General features: G+C 58.8%; 14 protein-coding genes. 10 read left to right on the top strand and 4 right to left on the bottom strand.

The window, feature by feature from the left end; all coding sequences use genetic code 11:
• The first annotated feature begins 23 nt into the window (after window positions 1-23).
• The 4 genes from ACR0AW_RS00990 to ACR0AW_RS00975 all read left to right on the top strand — a co-directional run bounded on the left by ACR0AW_RS00990 (window position 24) and on the right by ACR0AW_RS00975 (window position 4,395).
• On the top strand, window positions 24-1,847 hold the full coding sequence (locus ACR0AW_RS00990) for a DUF294 nucleotidyltransferase-like domain-containing protein (RefSeq protein ID WP_170731946.1): 1,824 nt from the start codon (window positions 24-26) through the stop codon (window positions 1,845-1,847).
• 27 nt (window positions 1,848-1,874) lie between these two features.
• Window positions 1,875-2,393: a hypothetical protein gene (locus ACR0AW_RS00985; protein WP_170393351.1), complete on the top strand. Its 519-nt coding sequence runs from the start codon at window positions 1,875-1,877 to the stop codon at window positions 2,391-2,393.
• A 2-nt stretch (window positions 2,394-2,395) separates the two neighbouring features.
• Window positions 2,396-3,808 (top strand): 3'-5' exonuclease, encoded by a 1,413-nt coding sequence (locus ACR0AW_RS00980; RefSeq protein WP_170731944.1) that lies wholly within the window; start codon window positions 2,396-2,398, stop codon window positions 3,806-3,808.
• An 86-nt stretch (window positions 3,809-3,894) separates the two neighbouring features.
• On the top strand, window positions 3,895-4,395 hold the full coding sequence (locus tag ACR0AW_RS00975) for a flavin reductase family protein (protein WP_170731942.1): 501 nt from the start codon (window positions 3,895-3,897) through the stop codon (window positions 4,393-4,395).
• Here the strand turns inward: ACR0AW_RS00975 and ACR0AW_RS00970 are convergent.
• The 3 genes from ACR0AW_RS00970 to ACR0AW_RS00960 are packed head-to-tail and all read right to left on the bottom strand — an operon-like array spanning window position 4,392 to window position 6,624.
• Window positions 4,392-4,871: a DUF6505 family protein gene (locus ACR0AW_RS00970; RefSeq protein ID WP_170393354.1), complete on the bottom strand. Its 480-nt coding sequence runs from the start codon at window positions 4,869-4,871 to the stop codon at window positions 4,392-4,394. The two genes, ACR0AW_RS00975 and ACR0AW_RS00970, sit on opposite strands and share 4 nt — an antisense overlap.
• Entirely contained in the window at window positions 4,868-5,566 is a 699-nt protein-coding gene (locus ACR0AW_RS00965) for a biotin/lipoate--protein ligase family protein (protein ID WP_170731941.1), read from the bottom strand. Before ACR0AW_RS00965 ends, ACR0AW_RS00970 begins: the two co-directional genes overlap by 4 nt.
• Window positions 5,563-6,624, bottom strand: a complete 1,062-nt coding sequence (locus ACR0AW_RS00960) for an Mrp/NBP35 family ATP-binding protein (protein ID WP_170731939.1) — start codon at window positions 6,622-6,624, stop codon at window positions 5,563-5,565. Before ACR0AW_RS00960 ends, ACR0AW_RS00965 begins: the two co-directional genes overlap by 4 nt.
• Before the next feature lie 132 nt (window positions 6,625-6,756).
• On the opposite strand from ACR0AW_RS00960, the gene ACR0AW_RS00955 reads away from it, so the two are divergent.
• On the top strand, window positions 6,757-7,485 hold the full coding sequence (locus ACR0AW_RS00955) for a cytochrome c family protein (protein WP_170405173.1): 729 nt from the start codon (window positions 6,757-6,759) through the stop codon (window positions 7,483-7,485).
• On the opposite strand, the gene ACR0AW_RS00950 is transcribed toward ACR0AW_RS00955, so the two are convergent.
• Window positions 7,479-9,434: a 4Fe-4S binding protein gene (locus ACR0AW_RS00950; RefSeq protein WP_170732434.1), complete on the bottom strand. Its 1,956-nt coding sequence runs from the start codon at window positions 9,432-9,434 to the stop codon at window positions 7,479-7,481. The two genes, ACR0AW_RS00955 and ACR0AW_RS00950, sit on opposite strands and share 7 nt — an antisense overlap.
• Before the next feature lie 250 nt (window positions 9,435-9,684).
• Between ACR0AW_RS00950 and ACR0AW_RS00945 the strand changes: the two genes are divergently transcribed.
• From ACR0AW_RS00945 to ACR0AW_RS00925, 5 genes are all read left to right on the top strand, one after another.
• A complete protein-coding gene (locus ACR0AW_RS00945) occupies window positions 9,685-10,239 on the top strand; it encodes a DUF3305 domain-containing protein (protein ID WP_170510438.1) in 555 nt (184 codons plus the stop codon).
• The gene (locus tag ACR0AW_RS00940; protein ID WP_170731937.1) at window positions 10,236-10,817 is read left to right on the top strand and encodes a DUF3306 domain-containing protein; all 582 of its coding nucleotides are present in this window, start codon (window positions 10,236-10,238) and stop codon (window positions 10,815-10,817) included. Before ACR0AW_RS00945 ends, ACR0AW_RS00940 begins: the two co-directional genes overlap by 4 nt.
• A gap of 4 nt (window positions 10,818-10,821) precedes the next feature.
• Entirely contained in the window at window positions 10,822-11,433 is a 612-nt protein-coding gene (locus ACR0AW_RS00935; RefSeq protein WP_170393360.1) for a molecular chaperone TorD family protein, read from the top strand.
• Window positions 11,434-11,489: 56 nt separating this feature from the next.
• Window positions 11,490-11,678: a ubiquinol-cytochrome c reductase iron-sulfur subunit N-terminal domain-containing protein gene (locus ACR0AW_RS00930; protein ID WP_170393361.1), complete on the top strand. Its 189-nt coding sequence runs from the start codon at window positions 11,490-11,492 to the stop codon at window positions 11,676-11,678.
• Window positions 11,679-11,783: 105 nt separating this feature from the next.
• On the top strand, window positions 11,784-14,678 hold the full coding sequence (locus ACR0AW_RS00925) for a formate dehydrogenase subunit alpha (protein ID WP_170731936.1): 2,895 nt from the start codon (window positions 11,784-11,786) through the stop codon (window positions 14,676-14,678).
• Window positions 14,679-14,681: the final 3 nt, after the last annotated feature.

The raw sequence follows: 14,681 nt of genomic DNA, 5'->3' as shown, positions 1-14,681 counted from the left end.
ATTCGGAACTCCGGAGAGCGTAAATGCCCCTGTCCCATGACGAAATCACCCGGTTTCTGAAGTCTGTACACCCCTATGACTCGTTGCCCCATGATGCTTTGGACGATCTGGCCAAGCAGATCGAAGTGCGCGAAGTCGATGCCGATGGCAGCATTTACCAGTTGGGCAACGCTCTGCCCGGCGTCTTTGTGATCTATGAAGGACAGGTAGAAATTACCGATGAGAACGGCGCTGTCGTTTCGCATCTGGGATTGCGCAATTCTTTTGGTGAGCGCGGATTGCTGAAGGACGGCAAGGCCGCCACACATGCGCGCGCGCACACGCCGTCAGTGTTGATCGTGTTGCCGCCAGACCTTGTGAAAAACCTGATCGAAGGTCACGACGTGGTGTCCAAGTTCTTTAATCGTTCACGCGGTGGGCGGAGCGGACCGCAAAGCTTGGCTACCAGTGCAATTGACGTGCTGATGGCTCGTGACCCTGCCACCTGCCCGCCCGATACTCCGGTTCAAAACGCTGCGCAGATCATGCGCGACCGCCATATCTCATCGCTTTGCGTGACCGAAGGGGACAGATTGTTGGGTATCGCAACCCTCCGCGATATTTCCGGCAAATACGTCGCCGAGGCGATGCCCGCTGACACCGCGGTTTCGGCGATCATGACCGCCGATCCAATCATTCTTGCCCCGACAGATATCGGCTCGGACGTATTACACGTGATGATGGAACGTGGCATCGGTCATATTCCAATTTCCGAGGCCGGTAAGCTGGTCGGAATCGTAACCCAAACCGACCTCACCCGCTATCAGGCGGTCAATTCTGCCGAGTTGGTAGGACGAATTGCCCGCGCCGACAGCCCGCAAGAGATGGCTCAAGTCACCGCTGAGATACCACAACTGCTGGTCCAACTCGTCGCGGGTGGCAACCGGCACGAGATCGTTACACGGCTGATCACCGACATCGCAGACACTGCGACGCGGCGGTTGCTGGCACTGGCTGAGGCTGAACTGGGTGCGCCGCCAGTGCCCTACTTGTGGCTTGCTTGCGGCTCGCAAGGACGGCAGGAACAGACCGGAGTTTCTGATCAGGACAATTGCCTGATGCTAGATGACAGTGTGGCGGTCGGTGATATGGCCTACTTCGCTGCGCTGGCCAAATTCGTCTCAGACGGGCTGGATACCTGCGGTTATTTCTATTGCCCCGGAGACATGATGGCGACCAACCCTCGCTGGTGCCAGCCCGTGCGTGTCTGGCGCGAGTATTTCAATGGCTGGATCGCCAAACCCAACCCTGAGGCGCAAATGCTGGCCTCGGTGATGTTTGACCTGCGGCCCATCGGAGGGTCCTTCGATCTGTTCACCGACCTGCAGGCCGATACGCTGGCGGCAGCCAATGTGAATTCGATCTTTGTCGCGCATATGATTTCGAACTCACTGAAACACACGCCTCCTCTGGGCCTGCTGCGTGGATTCGCCACCATACGTTCGGGTGAGCATCGCAATACGCTCGACCTCAAGCATAATGGCGTGGTGCCTGTCGTGGATCTGGCACGCATCTACAGCCTGCAGGGACAATTAACCGAAGCGAACACCCGCGCCCGTCTTAGCGCCGCCGAGGCTGCGGGTGTGCTCAGCGCGTCTGGCGCACGCGATTTACTGGACGCATATGACCTGATCGCTGAGACCCGATTGGAACATCAAGTGCGTCTGGTCAAATCCGGGGATGCACCGGACAATTACCTGCCACCCGCTGAATTGTCGGACTTTGAGCGAAGTCATCTCCGCGATGCCTTTGTCGTGGTAAAAACCATGCAATCAGCGGTTGGCCATGGCAAAGGAATGCTGGGTTAAGAAACTGGAAATGAACGGAGAAATCACATGTTTCTGGAACTGATCGGCACGATTTTTGCAGGCTTTGCCTTTGCGGGTGTCGTGATGGTGGTGAACAAGCTGACCGGGGGCCGCTTGCCCAAATGGGCCGCGCCGGTTGCGGCAGGTGCGGGGATGATCGGTATGACGATTACCAGCGAGTATTCTTGGTATGACCGTACGCGCGACCAACTGCCCGACAGCCTCACCATCGTGCAGGAGGTGGAAAGCCGCGCCTTTTATCGCCCTTGGACGTACGCCGTGCCCTTTGTCGACCGTTTTGCTGCGATCGACGCCACATCGGTACGCACCAATGCCAATTTGCCGGACGAGCGTCTGGTCGATCTTTACTTTTTTGGTCGCTGGGCACCGGTCTCGAAGATGCCGGTCGCTGTAAACTGCGCCGAAAACAGCCGCGCCAACCTGGCAGACGGGGCCGAATTCGCCGATGACGGACGTTTGCTGAACGCCAGCTGGATCAAGATCGACGCTGAAGATCCGGTAATCGAGGCAACCTGCGGGGTCTGACTATGTTGAACCATCTGAGCCTGCGCCTGAGGGTGTTCCTGTTCTTCCTATTACTTGCGGCAGGAGGGCTGATCATCAGCACCCTGGCTTTGTGGGTCGGTTATCAGAGGGCAAGTGATCCCGCTCTTATGGATGCGTTCATCTTCGCAGAGATACTGATCGCGTTTGGAATGTTGGCGCTGGTTGCCGGAGTCTGGCTTCTTTTTGATGATAACGTTGCAAAACCAATCGAGCGGCTCTCGGCCCAACTCCGGGCGCGCGCACACGCCGGGGTCAGCACGGATCTGGACCTTCAGGCGGCGCGCTATTTGGGCGATCTGGCCCCCGCCGCCGCTGGACTGGCCGAACAACTGGCTGCCAACGCCATGACCACGGCTGAGGCCGTGGCTGCGGAAACGGCCCATCTGGCCTCGGAAAAACAGCGTCTCACCGCGCTCCTGACCGAGATTCCGGTTGCCATGCTTTTGGCCGGACCGAAGCATCAGATCGTACTATATGACGCGCAGGCGGCTGAGGTTCTGGCACAGATCGCACATCCCCGGTTGAACGCGTCGCTGTTTGACTATCTCGAAGCGACGGGCCTGACGGATTCTTATGCGAAGCTGGTCAAGACCGGGAAAGACGTCCATTGCACGCTGACCAGTGTTGATGGGCGGCAATCCTATTCGGCCCGTATGAAACCCTTGGGCGATGCCCCTGGTTACATGCTGGTTTTCGATGACAGTGCTGCGCAGATCGATCCCGACGCGGCCCGCCCGCTGGTTTACGATTTCGAACTTCTCGACACACCCGGTGACGACGCGTTTGAAGATAGGCCCCTGTTGGACCTCTGCTTCGTAGTCTTTGACACCGAAACCACGGGCCTGCTCCCGCATAAGGATGAGATCGTACAGATCGGTGCGGTGCGCGTCGTAAAGGGTAAGATCGTCGAAGGCGAACGGCTGGATACTCTGGTCGATCCCGGCATCCCGATCCCCCCGGCATCGACCAAGGTGCATAAGGTCAGCGACAGGATGGTTCAGGGTGCGCCTGACATTGGCGAGGCCGGTCGAAGCTTTCACCAATTCGCTCGTGATGCGGTCATTGTTGCCCACAATGCACCATTCGACATGGCTTTCCTGCGCCGCCATGCCGAGCGTATGGGGGTGGAATGGAGCCACCCCATTCTGGACACGGTCCTGCTGTCGGCGGTGCTGTTCGGGGCAAGCGAAACGCATACGCTGGACGCGGTCTGCGAACGGCTTGGCATAACAATTCCCGAAGCCCTGCGTCACACGGCCTTGGGTGATGCCGTCGCGACCGCCGAAGTGCTGGTTCGGATGCTACCGATGCTTACGGCCCGTAATTTGGTGACCTTTGGCGACGTCATCACCGAGACTCGCAAACACGGACGGTTGCTTGAAGACCTGAACTGACCAGAAATTGCTAAAACCACCGCAGCTTTCCGTAGACAATTCTGGCGTCGCGTGGCACCTGAGACAGGCCCATGTACGAGCGCGCGATGACTGAAAAGACCTTCATTCCCAGCCCCGAGCAAAGCCTTGCCTTTCGCGAGGCCCTGAGCTGTTTCGGCACCGGCGTCACCGTTGTGACCACAAATACCTCCGAGGGCCCTGCAGCAATCACGGTGAACTCATTTGCGTCTGTATCGCTGGACCCGCCGCTGGTCCTGTGGTGTCTAGATCGGGGCTCGAACCGGTACGACGCGTTCCACAACTGCGAATATTATGCGATCCATGTAATGGCGCAGGACCAGCACGACCAAGCATTGCAATTCGCGCGAAACGGGTTCGATTTTTCCCATGCGGATTGGCAGGAGGATGACGCCGGGCGCCCCCGACTTGCGGAATGCCTCGCCCGCTTCGATTGCCGCCTGTCGGCCCGTCATGAGGCAGGTGACCACCTGATCCTTGTTGGTCATGTTGAACAGGTCATGCATCGCCCAGGTCAGGGGCTGATCTTCAAGCGCGGACAATTCGGCGGCTTCGCCGATCTGATCTAATCGTCCAGCGAGCCGTGGACGGCCAACGCTTCAAGTTGCGTCTCTTGCGGGGTGATCACGCGGAATGCCTCGTGCACCCCTGCCCCCGTCAGCTCTCGGGCGACGGTCAGCAATGTGTTCGGGGCATGATCTTCGCACAGTTCGGACATATGTGAGACTTCGGCCTGCGCCACTTCTAACGCGGCTTCAACCGAAGGCGCGCCGTAGAATTGCACGAAATGCTCGGCCAGATATTGCGTGATCTGGTCAATCTCGGCCTGCTCGACCTGTGTAACGGCAACAAATGTAACGCGCCCGAAGGTTTCAAGCCCCAGCCATCCATTGGCAAAGGCCTGACGCGCCTTGCCTTCCAGATCAGCCTCACTCCAGTTCGAAAACTCGAATCCGCCCGAGATGCACCATTCACCGGTTCTTGCGGGTGAATGAAACACGTTCATATCGCTTTCATCAAAATGGATAGCACGGGCGAGTTTCATCTGGCGGTCTCCAATAATTCTGTCAGCGGGCGTATATGTGTGTCCGCGCCGTCGCGGATCAGCATACCGAAGCGCTCATCGGTGCCCAGAAAGACACCCCCTTCTCCAATAGGTTCTCCGACACCGCGCAGCAGTCCCATCCACTCCGCGTGAAGCGGCGCGTTACCGTCCTCGTTCCAGCGGTTCAACCAGGTCAACATGTGACGCGACCAACTCTCGACCAACTGCGTCGCAGAAACCTCGGCGCATCCTTCATCATAGAGCGAGGTAACATCCGGTGTTTCCCCTGGTGCATCGCTGGTTTGAAGCAAGGCCAGTTCCCAACCAACGATCAGCCAATCGGGAACCTCATCCACCTCGGCAGACGACGCTGCAACTTTTATTGTCCCACAATTTGCACCGTTTACACAGATCAGCCCATCCCAACCCAAGTGCACCGCGACCTCGGGTGGGGCCAGCGCGCCCAGCGCATTCTGGAATCCGACAGCACAAAGCGGCAGCATCGCCATAGCATCCCGCAACGGAACCTCGGGCGCGAATACTATCGCAACGCGCAGACGATCCGCCTGAATATTGTGGACCACAGTTCCCGCGTCACAGCCCAGCGCTGCCATCGCCTGGGCACGCTCGAACGGGTCTTCGCCAGCCTTGGCAGGTTGCCCTTTGAGCAATGGGGGAAAGACCGGCTGGGTCACGCTTTGCCCTTGGCAATCATGTCGCGGGCGATCTTGCGGAAGGCTTCGGCTTGCGGGCTGTCAGGTTTGCTGACAACGATGGGGGCACCCCCGTCGGCGGCAACTCGGATATCCAGATGCAGCGGAATTTCCCCTAGCAATGGCACGCCCACCGCCTCGGCTTCTGAGGCAACACCGCCATGGCCAAAGACATGTTCTTCGTGTCCGCAATTCGAGCAAATATGCGTCGACATGTTTTCGATCATCCCAACAATGGGCGTCTTGAGCTGGTTGAACATATCGATCCCCTTGCGGGCGTCGATCAAAGCAACATCCTGTGGGGTTGAGACGACAATGGCTCCATCCACCTGAAACTTTTGGCTCAGCGTCAGTTGCACATCGCCGGTTCCGGGGGGCAGATCAACGATCAACACATCCAATGCGCCCCATTGCACCTGACTCATCATCTGCTGTAAGGCGCCCATCAGCATGGGGCCGCGCCAGACAACCGCCTGCCCTTCGTTGGTCATTAACCCCATCGACATCATGGTGACACCGTGATTGCGCAGCGGCAGGATCGTCTTGCCATCTGGGCTGGCCGGTCGCCCCGACACACCCAGCATCCGGGGTTGTGAAGGGCCATATACGTCTGCGTCCAATAGGCCTACGCGACGGCCTTCAGCAGCCAGCGCGCAGGCAAGGTTGGCCGACACGGTAGACTTGCCCACGCCACCCTTGCCCGACGCAACCGCGATGATCCGGTCCACACCGGGAACGGCCTGCGGTCCGGTTTGTGAGGGCTTGGGCTTGGGCTTCAAATCAGGCGGCGCCTTGTCCGAATGCGCGGTCAACATTGCCGAGACCTTGGAAACACCATCGACCATCTGCGCCGCCTGTTCGGCTGTGGCGCGTACGGGCTCCATCTTTTCGGCCTGTTTGGGATCGATCTCCAGCACAAACCGAACGGTATCACCTTCAACATTCAATGCACGCACGATACCCGCGCTCACAATATCCTGACCAGAAACCGGATCGGTAATCTTCTTTAAGTTCGCTAGAACTGCATCACGGATGCTCATGCCGTCTTCCCCTTGATCCGCCCCGCGCTGGGCGCCCTGCGTATCGACAGAATATAGTCGCCGCTCATTGCATGTGTCTCCGTCTCATTTTGTACATTTGACGCATCGGGTCAGCCACCGTTAGGCTTAACCATGCGCTTTGTCCTGTTGTGCCTGAGCCTGACGCTCACCGCCACCCCCTCTTGGTCGCAAGAGGCATTGGGCCTTGCCGCCCCGGATGAGGTGACAAACTCAGGTCTTTTGCAACATATTCTTCCGCGCTTTTCTCTCAAGACCGGAATACGTGTTGTTGCGGATGAAAGCGGCGTCATGTCACTGGCCCCGAGTTCGCCCGGCGATCCGGTCTTTGCCCGTGACGGGGTGGTCTATCATCTACGAATCGACGACAGCGCCAAGCAGGTAAGGTTTCGTGAATGGCTACTTTCCGACATTGGCAGACGGACGGTTGAAAACTTCATCCCCGACGAGGGCACGCCCTTTAGCGCAAGTTTCGAAACTGCCACTGTTACCAAAGAGGTCGTGGTCGACGGAAACGCGCTGCTTGGCGAAGATCTGTCGATGACCCATTGTGGCCGGTGCCACGTAATCGGCCCAAAGAATCGGATGAACGGGCTGGGTTCGACCCCGTCTTTCGCAGTGCTGCGCGCAATGCCCGACTGGTCGGAACGGTTTCAGGCGTTCTTTGCCCTGAACCCACACCCAGCTTTCACGCAGATCGAGGGCGTCACCGAACCTTTCCCGCCCGAGCGTCCCTCGCCGATCCATCCGGTCGAGATGAGCCTGGATGACCTCGAAGCAATTCTGGCTTTCGTGACCGCCATGCGCGCCGCCGATCTGGGCGCGCCACTGCAACTTCAGTGATCCTTGCGCTTTGAAAGGTAATCATCCGTTGTGACAACCCGTGGTCTGGGGGCGGATTGAAATGGATTGTCAGCGCTATGGAACTGGGCGTTCACCCGGCAATTGTCGCACATCTGGATCATCCGCGCCTGATCCGAGGTCGCGAACATCGGATGTGTGCCCGACAACTTTTCCATGATCCGCTCAACCGTTGATTTAACGCCAAACGCTGCGCCGCATTCGACGCATTCAAAGGGTTCCTCTTCATTCAGCACCTGTTGTGACAGCGCTTGGTCGCTCAGATCAAGCTGGGGCACTAGTGTGATCGCCTGTTCTGGGCAGATCGTTCGGCAAATCCCGCATTGCAGGCAGGCGTCCTGCTGGAAGTTCAACTGCGGCTTGTCCGGGTTATCGATCAGCGCCCCCGATGGGCAAAGGGACACGCAACTCAGGCACAATGTACAGGTGTCGGTATTCACTGCAATCGCGCCATAAGGCGCGCCCTCGGGCAAGGCCAGCGGCACCTCGACCTCCGGGTTCAAAGCTTGCGCCGCCAGACGCGCTATTTGACGACGATTACCCAGTGGAAGCACCGGATCAGCCAATGGCTGCAGAACATCTTGCGCATAAAGCAGATCTGCCAGCGCATCCGGGTCGGTTTCATCAATCAGACTCAGCGCGTCGTGCATTGCGATAGCCCGAGCCAGCTCTAATTCACGATCAAGCGCGTCCCGTTCGGTCTTGGGGCTAATCAGGATATCGGCGCGCGCAAAGCCATGCGCCAGCGCTGCGAGCATCTCGGCATGTCCAAAGCCCGAAACCACATTCAGCTCCAGCGGAATGACATCCGCTGGCAGTCCCCGTCCAAACCGGGCCGCCATCCGGATCATCTGCGCCCCATGGGCGTCGTGCACCAGTAATCGCGGTGCAACGCCGCCCGCGCGCCGGAAGGTCCGGGCCAGTATGTGCATCCGCGACAATACCGCCGAGACCGGAGGGTCTTCATATGTGATAGCAGTCGACGGGCACAACGCCGAACACTCACCGCACCCGGCGCAAATCATCGGATCAATGGCTACATGATCGCCAGCCGGTGTGATCGCACCGGTCGGGCAGACGTCCAGACAGTTTGAACACCCCGTTTGTTCCGCTCGCGAATGGGCGCAAAGCGTCTCATCCAATCGGACATATAGCGGTTTTTCAAAGGTCCCGACCAGTTGCACCGCTTCAAAAGCAAGACGCGCGACGGCCACCGCATCGCGGGGATCAGCGCGCAAGTACCCCTCGCGCTTTTCGGGGGCATTAACCAAAGGTGTTGCTCCGGTCAGATCAACAACAATGTCGCAACGCGACGTTGCACCGTCACGGGGTGTGCTCCAACCAAATTCTCCGCGTCCGCCGGGCTCTAGTTGCTGCACCTGATCCAGATGCCAAACAAATCCGCCCAGCGCGCCGGCCAGTCTGCGTATTCGTGCGCGCGCAACGTCATAGTTGCGGCTTAGCGGTTCTGCATCGTCAACCAAAAGCACAGTCACGGCCAACACAGCGGACAGCTGTTCGGCCAACGGAAAGACAACCTCTCCGGGCCCGACAATACAGCAGGTGCCTTCACTGATGACATCGAAACTGGGGGTCACTGGCTGAGGCAGTAATGCCTCAGCCGCGAGCGCAGCCATTTTGGGGGTCGCATCGGTCCCCTGTTCGGACCAGCCAGCTCGGTCGCGCAGATCGACAAATCCGGGCGCTTCAACACCCAGTTCCTCGGCAAGCTCGCTAAAAACTGCACTTTCCTGAGCGCAGGCAAACACCACCTGCTCATCGCCCGTCATCAACTCGGCGGCAGTTTGAATCTGGTGCGTACAAAGGGCGGTATGCACCTTCGAGCACTCCGTATCGCAGGCTGCAGAAATACCATCTGCGTTCAGGGACTGCGTCCCCTCGCAATCACACAATATGAGCTTGCTGGCCATTTCCCCTCCCGACGCTGCGTTCTGCCCCATCAGCAGCTTAGACCCAATCCGCGCCGAGGCAATGCGAAGCATCAGAGAAAATCCCGATATGTGCATTATTTTTCATCACAAATCGCCATCAAAACCTGAAGTTGGAAATAAACTCTAAGTGAATGTCTCATATTAGGCGAAACTAGACTTGGCAGGTCGCCAATTTATGTAACATAGTACATCAATGGAAGGCAGGGGAGAGCCTTCCGGGGAGGAGCCAGTGGCCAAGGCCGCAAGCCGGACTGAAATGACAATTGGCGTCGTCGTGCGCAGAACACCCGGGGTGACACGCTGGGCGCGTTGGAACTGGCGCGCGGTCGCTGTTTTGCCAGGTGCAGGGCCTGCCGACTGGCAAGAGTTGCGACGTGAAGGTGAGGCCATCGAATACCATGCAGCCACCCTGCCCCTCACCCTCTGGGCCGATGAAACCGAAGCCTACATGGTCAACCTGTCGGACGGTCAACCTTCGCTGTACCTGGTTTTGCGGGATGAGCTGAAAGGCGAAACACCCCTGAATGCCGTATTGATCACCGCCTCACCGTTCGAGGGTCAGGATTATGCGGATACCGGCGAAGAGATCGTTGAGAAGATTCCGATGACCGAAGGGTTGATTGCATGGCTCCGCGATTTCACCCTGCAGCATCATCAGGACGAGGTGTTCATAAAACGTAAACGGGACAAGAAACGCACCGATCTTGTGGAAGACGGCAAGGGCGATGCACGAATCCGGCAGGATTCAGATGTCTACCGGGCTCCGCGTCGGGTGCTGCAATGACCCAGACCCGCGATTTCTGGTCCCTCCGCAAGGCCGCCGTTCAGGCCGAGACCGAAGCAGAAGCTCTGGCCGCAGAGGAACAGATCATCACAACGCGGCAAGCTGAGCTGGAGGAAAAAAGCGACGCTGAAATTCTGGCCGAGTTTGATCTGCCCGATCCCGATACACTGGAAGCCGGCGATGATGTCTCGGGCTTCATGGCCAAAGCTGTACCTGACCGTCTGCGCCGCCGCGCCTTGCGGCGCCTATGGCGGTTGAATCCTGTTCTGGCCAATGTCGACGGGCTGGTCGATTACGGCGAGGATTATACCGATGCGGCCTGCGTGATTGAGAACATCCAGACCGCGTATCAGGTTGGCAAGGGTATGTTGGCGCATGTCGAAGCGCTCGCTGCCGAGGCAGAAGTGTCCGAAGCAGAAACAGAAGCTGACATGCCCGAGGCGATCGAGTCAGGTGAAGAACCGATCAACGCCGTCGAACCAGAACCGGAAGCCCCACAGATGGTTGAAATGGAAGAGCCAGAGGAAATCGAACTCACCCCTGCTCCACGCCGTATGAAATTCGAATTCGAAGGATAACTCTATGACCGCAGACAACGCGCAAACATTGGATATCTCAACTGAGGATCGTCTGCGTGCGGATTTCTATAATTTTCTTGGCCTGCTATTGGCCGGTCCACCCGATCAGTTGCTTTTGGATCAGATGGCCGGGCTAAGCGGTGATGACTCGGATCTAGGTCAGGCCATTCAGGCAATGGCACGGGTGGCCAAGGTGACCAAGCCTGCCGCCGCAGAGCGCGAATTCAACGCACTTTTCATCGGATTGGGCCGAGGCGAACTGCTGCCTTATGCCTCTTTCTACCTGACGGGATTTCTGAACGAAAAACCCCTGGCGCAGCTGCGCAATGACATGGCCGCGCGGGGCATCACCCGGGCGCAGAATGTATATGAACCCGAAGACAACATCGCCTCGCTAATGGAAATGATGGCGGGCATGATCGTCGGTCGGTTCGGCGCGCCCGCCACGCTGGAAGATCAAAAGGCGTTCTGGAGCAAACATATTGGGCCCTGGGCCGCGCATTTCTATTCGGATTTGGAAGGTGCCGAGAACTCGGTTCTCTACGCCTCGGTCGGCACGGCTGGTCGGGTGTTCATGGAGATCGAACGTGAAGCCTTTCGAATGACGGCGGCCTAGCCCGCCACTCGCCGGTGCCTTTAGGCACCAAACCGCAATTGGGACAGGAGGAGCCCATGAGCAAGACCAAGGAAGAAGGCGCAACCCGCCGCGACTTCCTGAAACTGGCCGGAACCGCAGCGCCCGCTGCTGTAGCCGCCGCCAGCCTGTCTGGGAAAGCCGAAGCAGCCGAACTGCCGACGGACGAAACCCGGATGCAGGACACCGCGCATACGCGCGCATACCTCGACAGCGCCCGGTTCTGACCCGGACGTAGTCATACCCGACAGACGGTTGCGATTGGCCCTGACGTCGGTTTCGCGAAGTACCAAGCCAGCCATGGGTTACATGGCCAGCAAGGGAGGAAAGAAATGCTTAGGAAAAAGACCAACGGGGTTGCGAGACGCCCCCAGCGGACAAGTATCCTGTCCCAGGTCGGCGAGAAAACCGTCGATCGCCGCGCATTCTTGCGTGGCTCGGGCCTGACGATCGGAGGCCTTGCCGCGATCAGCGCCACGGGTGGAACCGTGACGCCCGCCAGTGCCCAGACAGCGGCAAACACCGCCGTTGAGAATATCAAATCCGTATGCACTCACTGCTCGGTCGGCTGCACGGTCGTTGCCGAGGTACAGAACGGAGTCTGGATCGGGCAAGAACCTGGCTGGGACAGCCCATTCAATCTGGGTGCACACTGCGCCAAGGGGGCCTCGGTCCGCGAGCACGCCCATGGCGAGCGCCGCCTGAAATATCCGATGAAAAAGGAAGGTGGCGAGTGGAAGCGCATCAGCTGGGAAGAGGCGATCAACGAGATCGGCGATGGCATGATGAGCATCCGCGAAGAATCCGGGCCGGACAGCGTGTACTGGCTGGGGTCTGCGAAGCACAATAACGAACAGGCCTATCTGTTCCGCAAGTTCGCCGCCTACTGGGGCACGAACAACGTGGACCATCAGGCCCGTATCTGCCACTCGACCACTGTTGCGGGTGTTGCGAATACATGGGGCTACGGCGCCATGACCAATTCGTACAACGACATGCACAACAGCCGGGCCATCTTCATCATCGGTGGTAACCCGGCCGAGGCGCACCCCGTCTCGCTGCTGCATATCCTGCGCGCGAAAGAGCAGAACAATGCGCCTTTAATCGTCTGCGACCCGCGCTTTACGCGCACCGCGGCCCATGCGGATGAATATGTCCGCTTCCGCCCCGGTACGGACGTCGCTCTGATCTGGGGTATCCTGTGGCACATCTTCGACAACGGCTGGGAGGACAAAGAGTTCATCCGCACCCGTGTCTGGGGCATGGACCAGATCCGCGAAGAGGTTGCCAAGTGGAACCCGGATGAGGTTGAGCGCGTCACCGGTACGCCCGGCTCGCAGCTGCGCCGCGTCGCACGGACCATGGTGAACAACCGCCCCGGTACCGTTGTATGGTGCATGGGTGGTACGCAGCACACCAACGGCAACAACAACACTCGCGCCTACTGCGTGCTTCAGCTTGCGCTTGGCAACATGGGCACCTCGGGTGGTGGCACCAACATCTTCCGCGGCCATGACAACGTGCAAGGCGCGACAGACCTTGGTGTTCTGTCCCATACCCTGCCCGGCTACTATGGCTTGTCAAAAGGCGCATGGGGTCACTGGGCCCGTGTCTGGGGTGAAGAGCCCGAGTGGCTTGCAGGCCAGTTCGCCACGATCAAAGACAAGGAAGGCAAGGATAAACCGCTGCAGAATGAGCGCGGCATCCCGGTCTCCCGCTGGATCGACGGTGTTCTCGAAGATCCGGCCAACATGGATCAGGACAACAACGTCCGCGCCATGGTTCTGTGGGGCCACGCGCCCAACTCGCAGACCCGGATGACGGAAATGAAGACGGCGATGGAGAAGCTGGACATGCTGGTCGTGATCGACCCGTATCCCACCGTCTCGGCCGTGCTGCATGACCGCACCGATGGCGTCTATCTGCTGCCCGCCTGTACGCAGTTCGAAACCCGTGGCTCGGTCACGGCCTCGAACCGATCGCTGCAGTGGCGGGACCGCGTGGTCGAACCTCTGTTCGAAAGCCTGCCGGACGAGGTCATCATGGCCAAGTTCGCCAACAAGTTCGGCTGGGCGGATCGGTTCTTCCGCAATATCGAGATGGAAGATCCCGAAACCCCGAATGTTGAAAGCATCACGCGTGAGTTCAACTCGGGCCTCTGGACCATCGGCTATACCGGTCAGTCGCCGGAACGTCTGAAAAGCCATATGGCCAACCAGCACACGTTCGACAGAACCACGCTGCAAGCCATCGGTGGACCAAACGACGGCGAATATTACGGTCTGCCCTGGCCCTGCTGGGGAACGGCTGAGATGGGTCATACGGGGACACCAAACCTGTATGATATGTCCAAACCGGTGGGCGAAGGTGGCCTGACCTTCCGCGCCCGTTTCGGAGTGGAACGTGACGGCGACAACCTGCTGGCCGAAGGGGTCTATAGCGTTGGTTCGGAAATTCAGGATGGTTATCCGGAATTCACGATGCAGATGCTGATGGACCTTGGCTGGGACGGTGACCTGACGGCTGAGGAACGTGCGGCCATCGACGCCGTAGCGGGACCAGAGACCAACTGGAAAACCGACCTTAGCGGCGGTATCCAGCGGGTCGCGATTGCCCATGGCTGTGCGCCCTTCGGGAACGCAAAGGCACGCGCGGTCGTATGGACCTTCCCGGATCCGATCCCACTGCACCGCGAGCCGCTCTATACAAACCGGCGCGATCTGGTGGAGGACTATCCAACCTACGATGACCGTCAGGCCTATCGTCTACCTACCCTTTATGCGTCGATCCAAAAGAACGACTTTTCAAAGGATTACCCGATAATCCTCACGTCTGGTCGTCTGGTCGAGTATGAGGGTGGCGGCGATGAGACGCGGTCGAACCCGTGGCTGGCTGAGCTCCAGCAGGACATGTTCGTCGAGATCAATCCGCGCGATGCCAACAACCTTGGTATTCGGGACGGATCACAGGTCTGGGTCGAAGGTCCTGAGGGCGGCAAGGTCAAGGTGATGGCGATGCTGACCAACAGAGTCGGCGCCGGTGTCGCCTTCATGCCCTTCCACTTTGGCGGCCATTTCCAGGGCGAAGACCAGCGGCACAAGTATCCTGCCGGTGCAGACCCCTATGTGCTGGGTGAAAGTACCAACACCGCCCAGACCTATGGCTATGATTCAGTGACCCAGATGCAAGAGACCAAAGCGACTCTCTGCAAAATCTGGTCAGCGTAAGGA

It is taken from the genome of Ruegeria sp. C5 (assembly GCF_056537605.1).
This window is presented reverse-complemented; position numbering and strand designations above follow the sequence as displayed.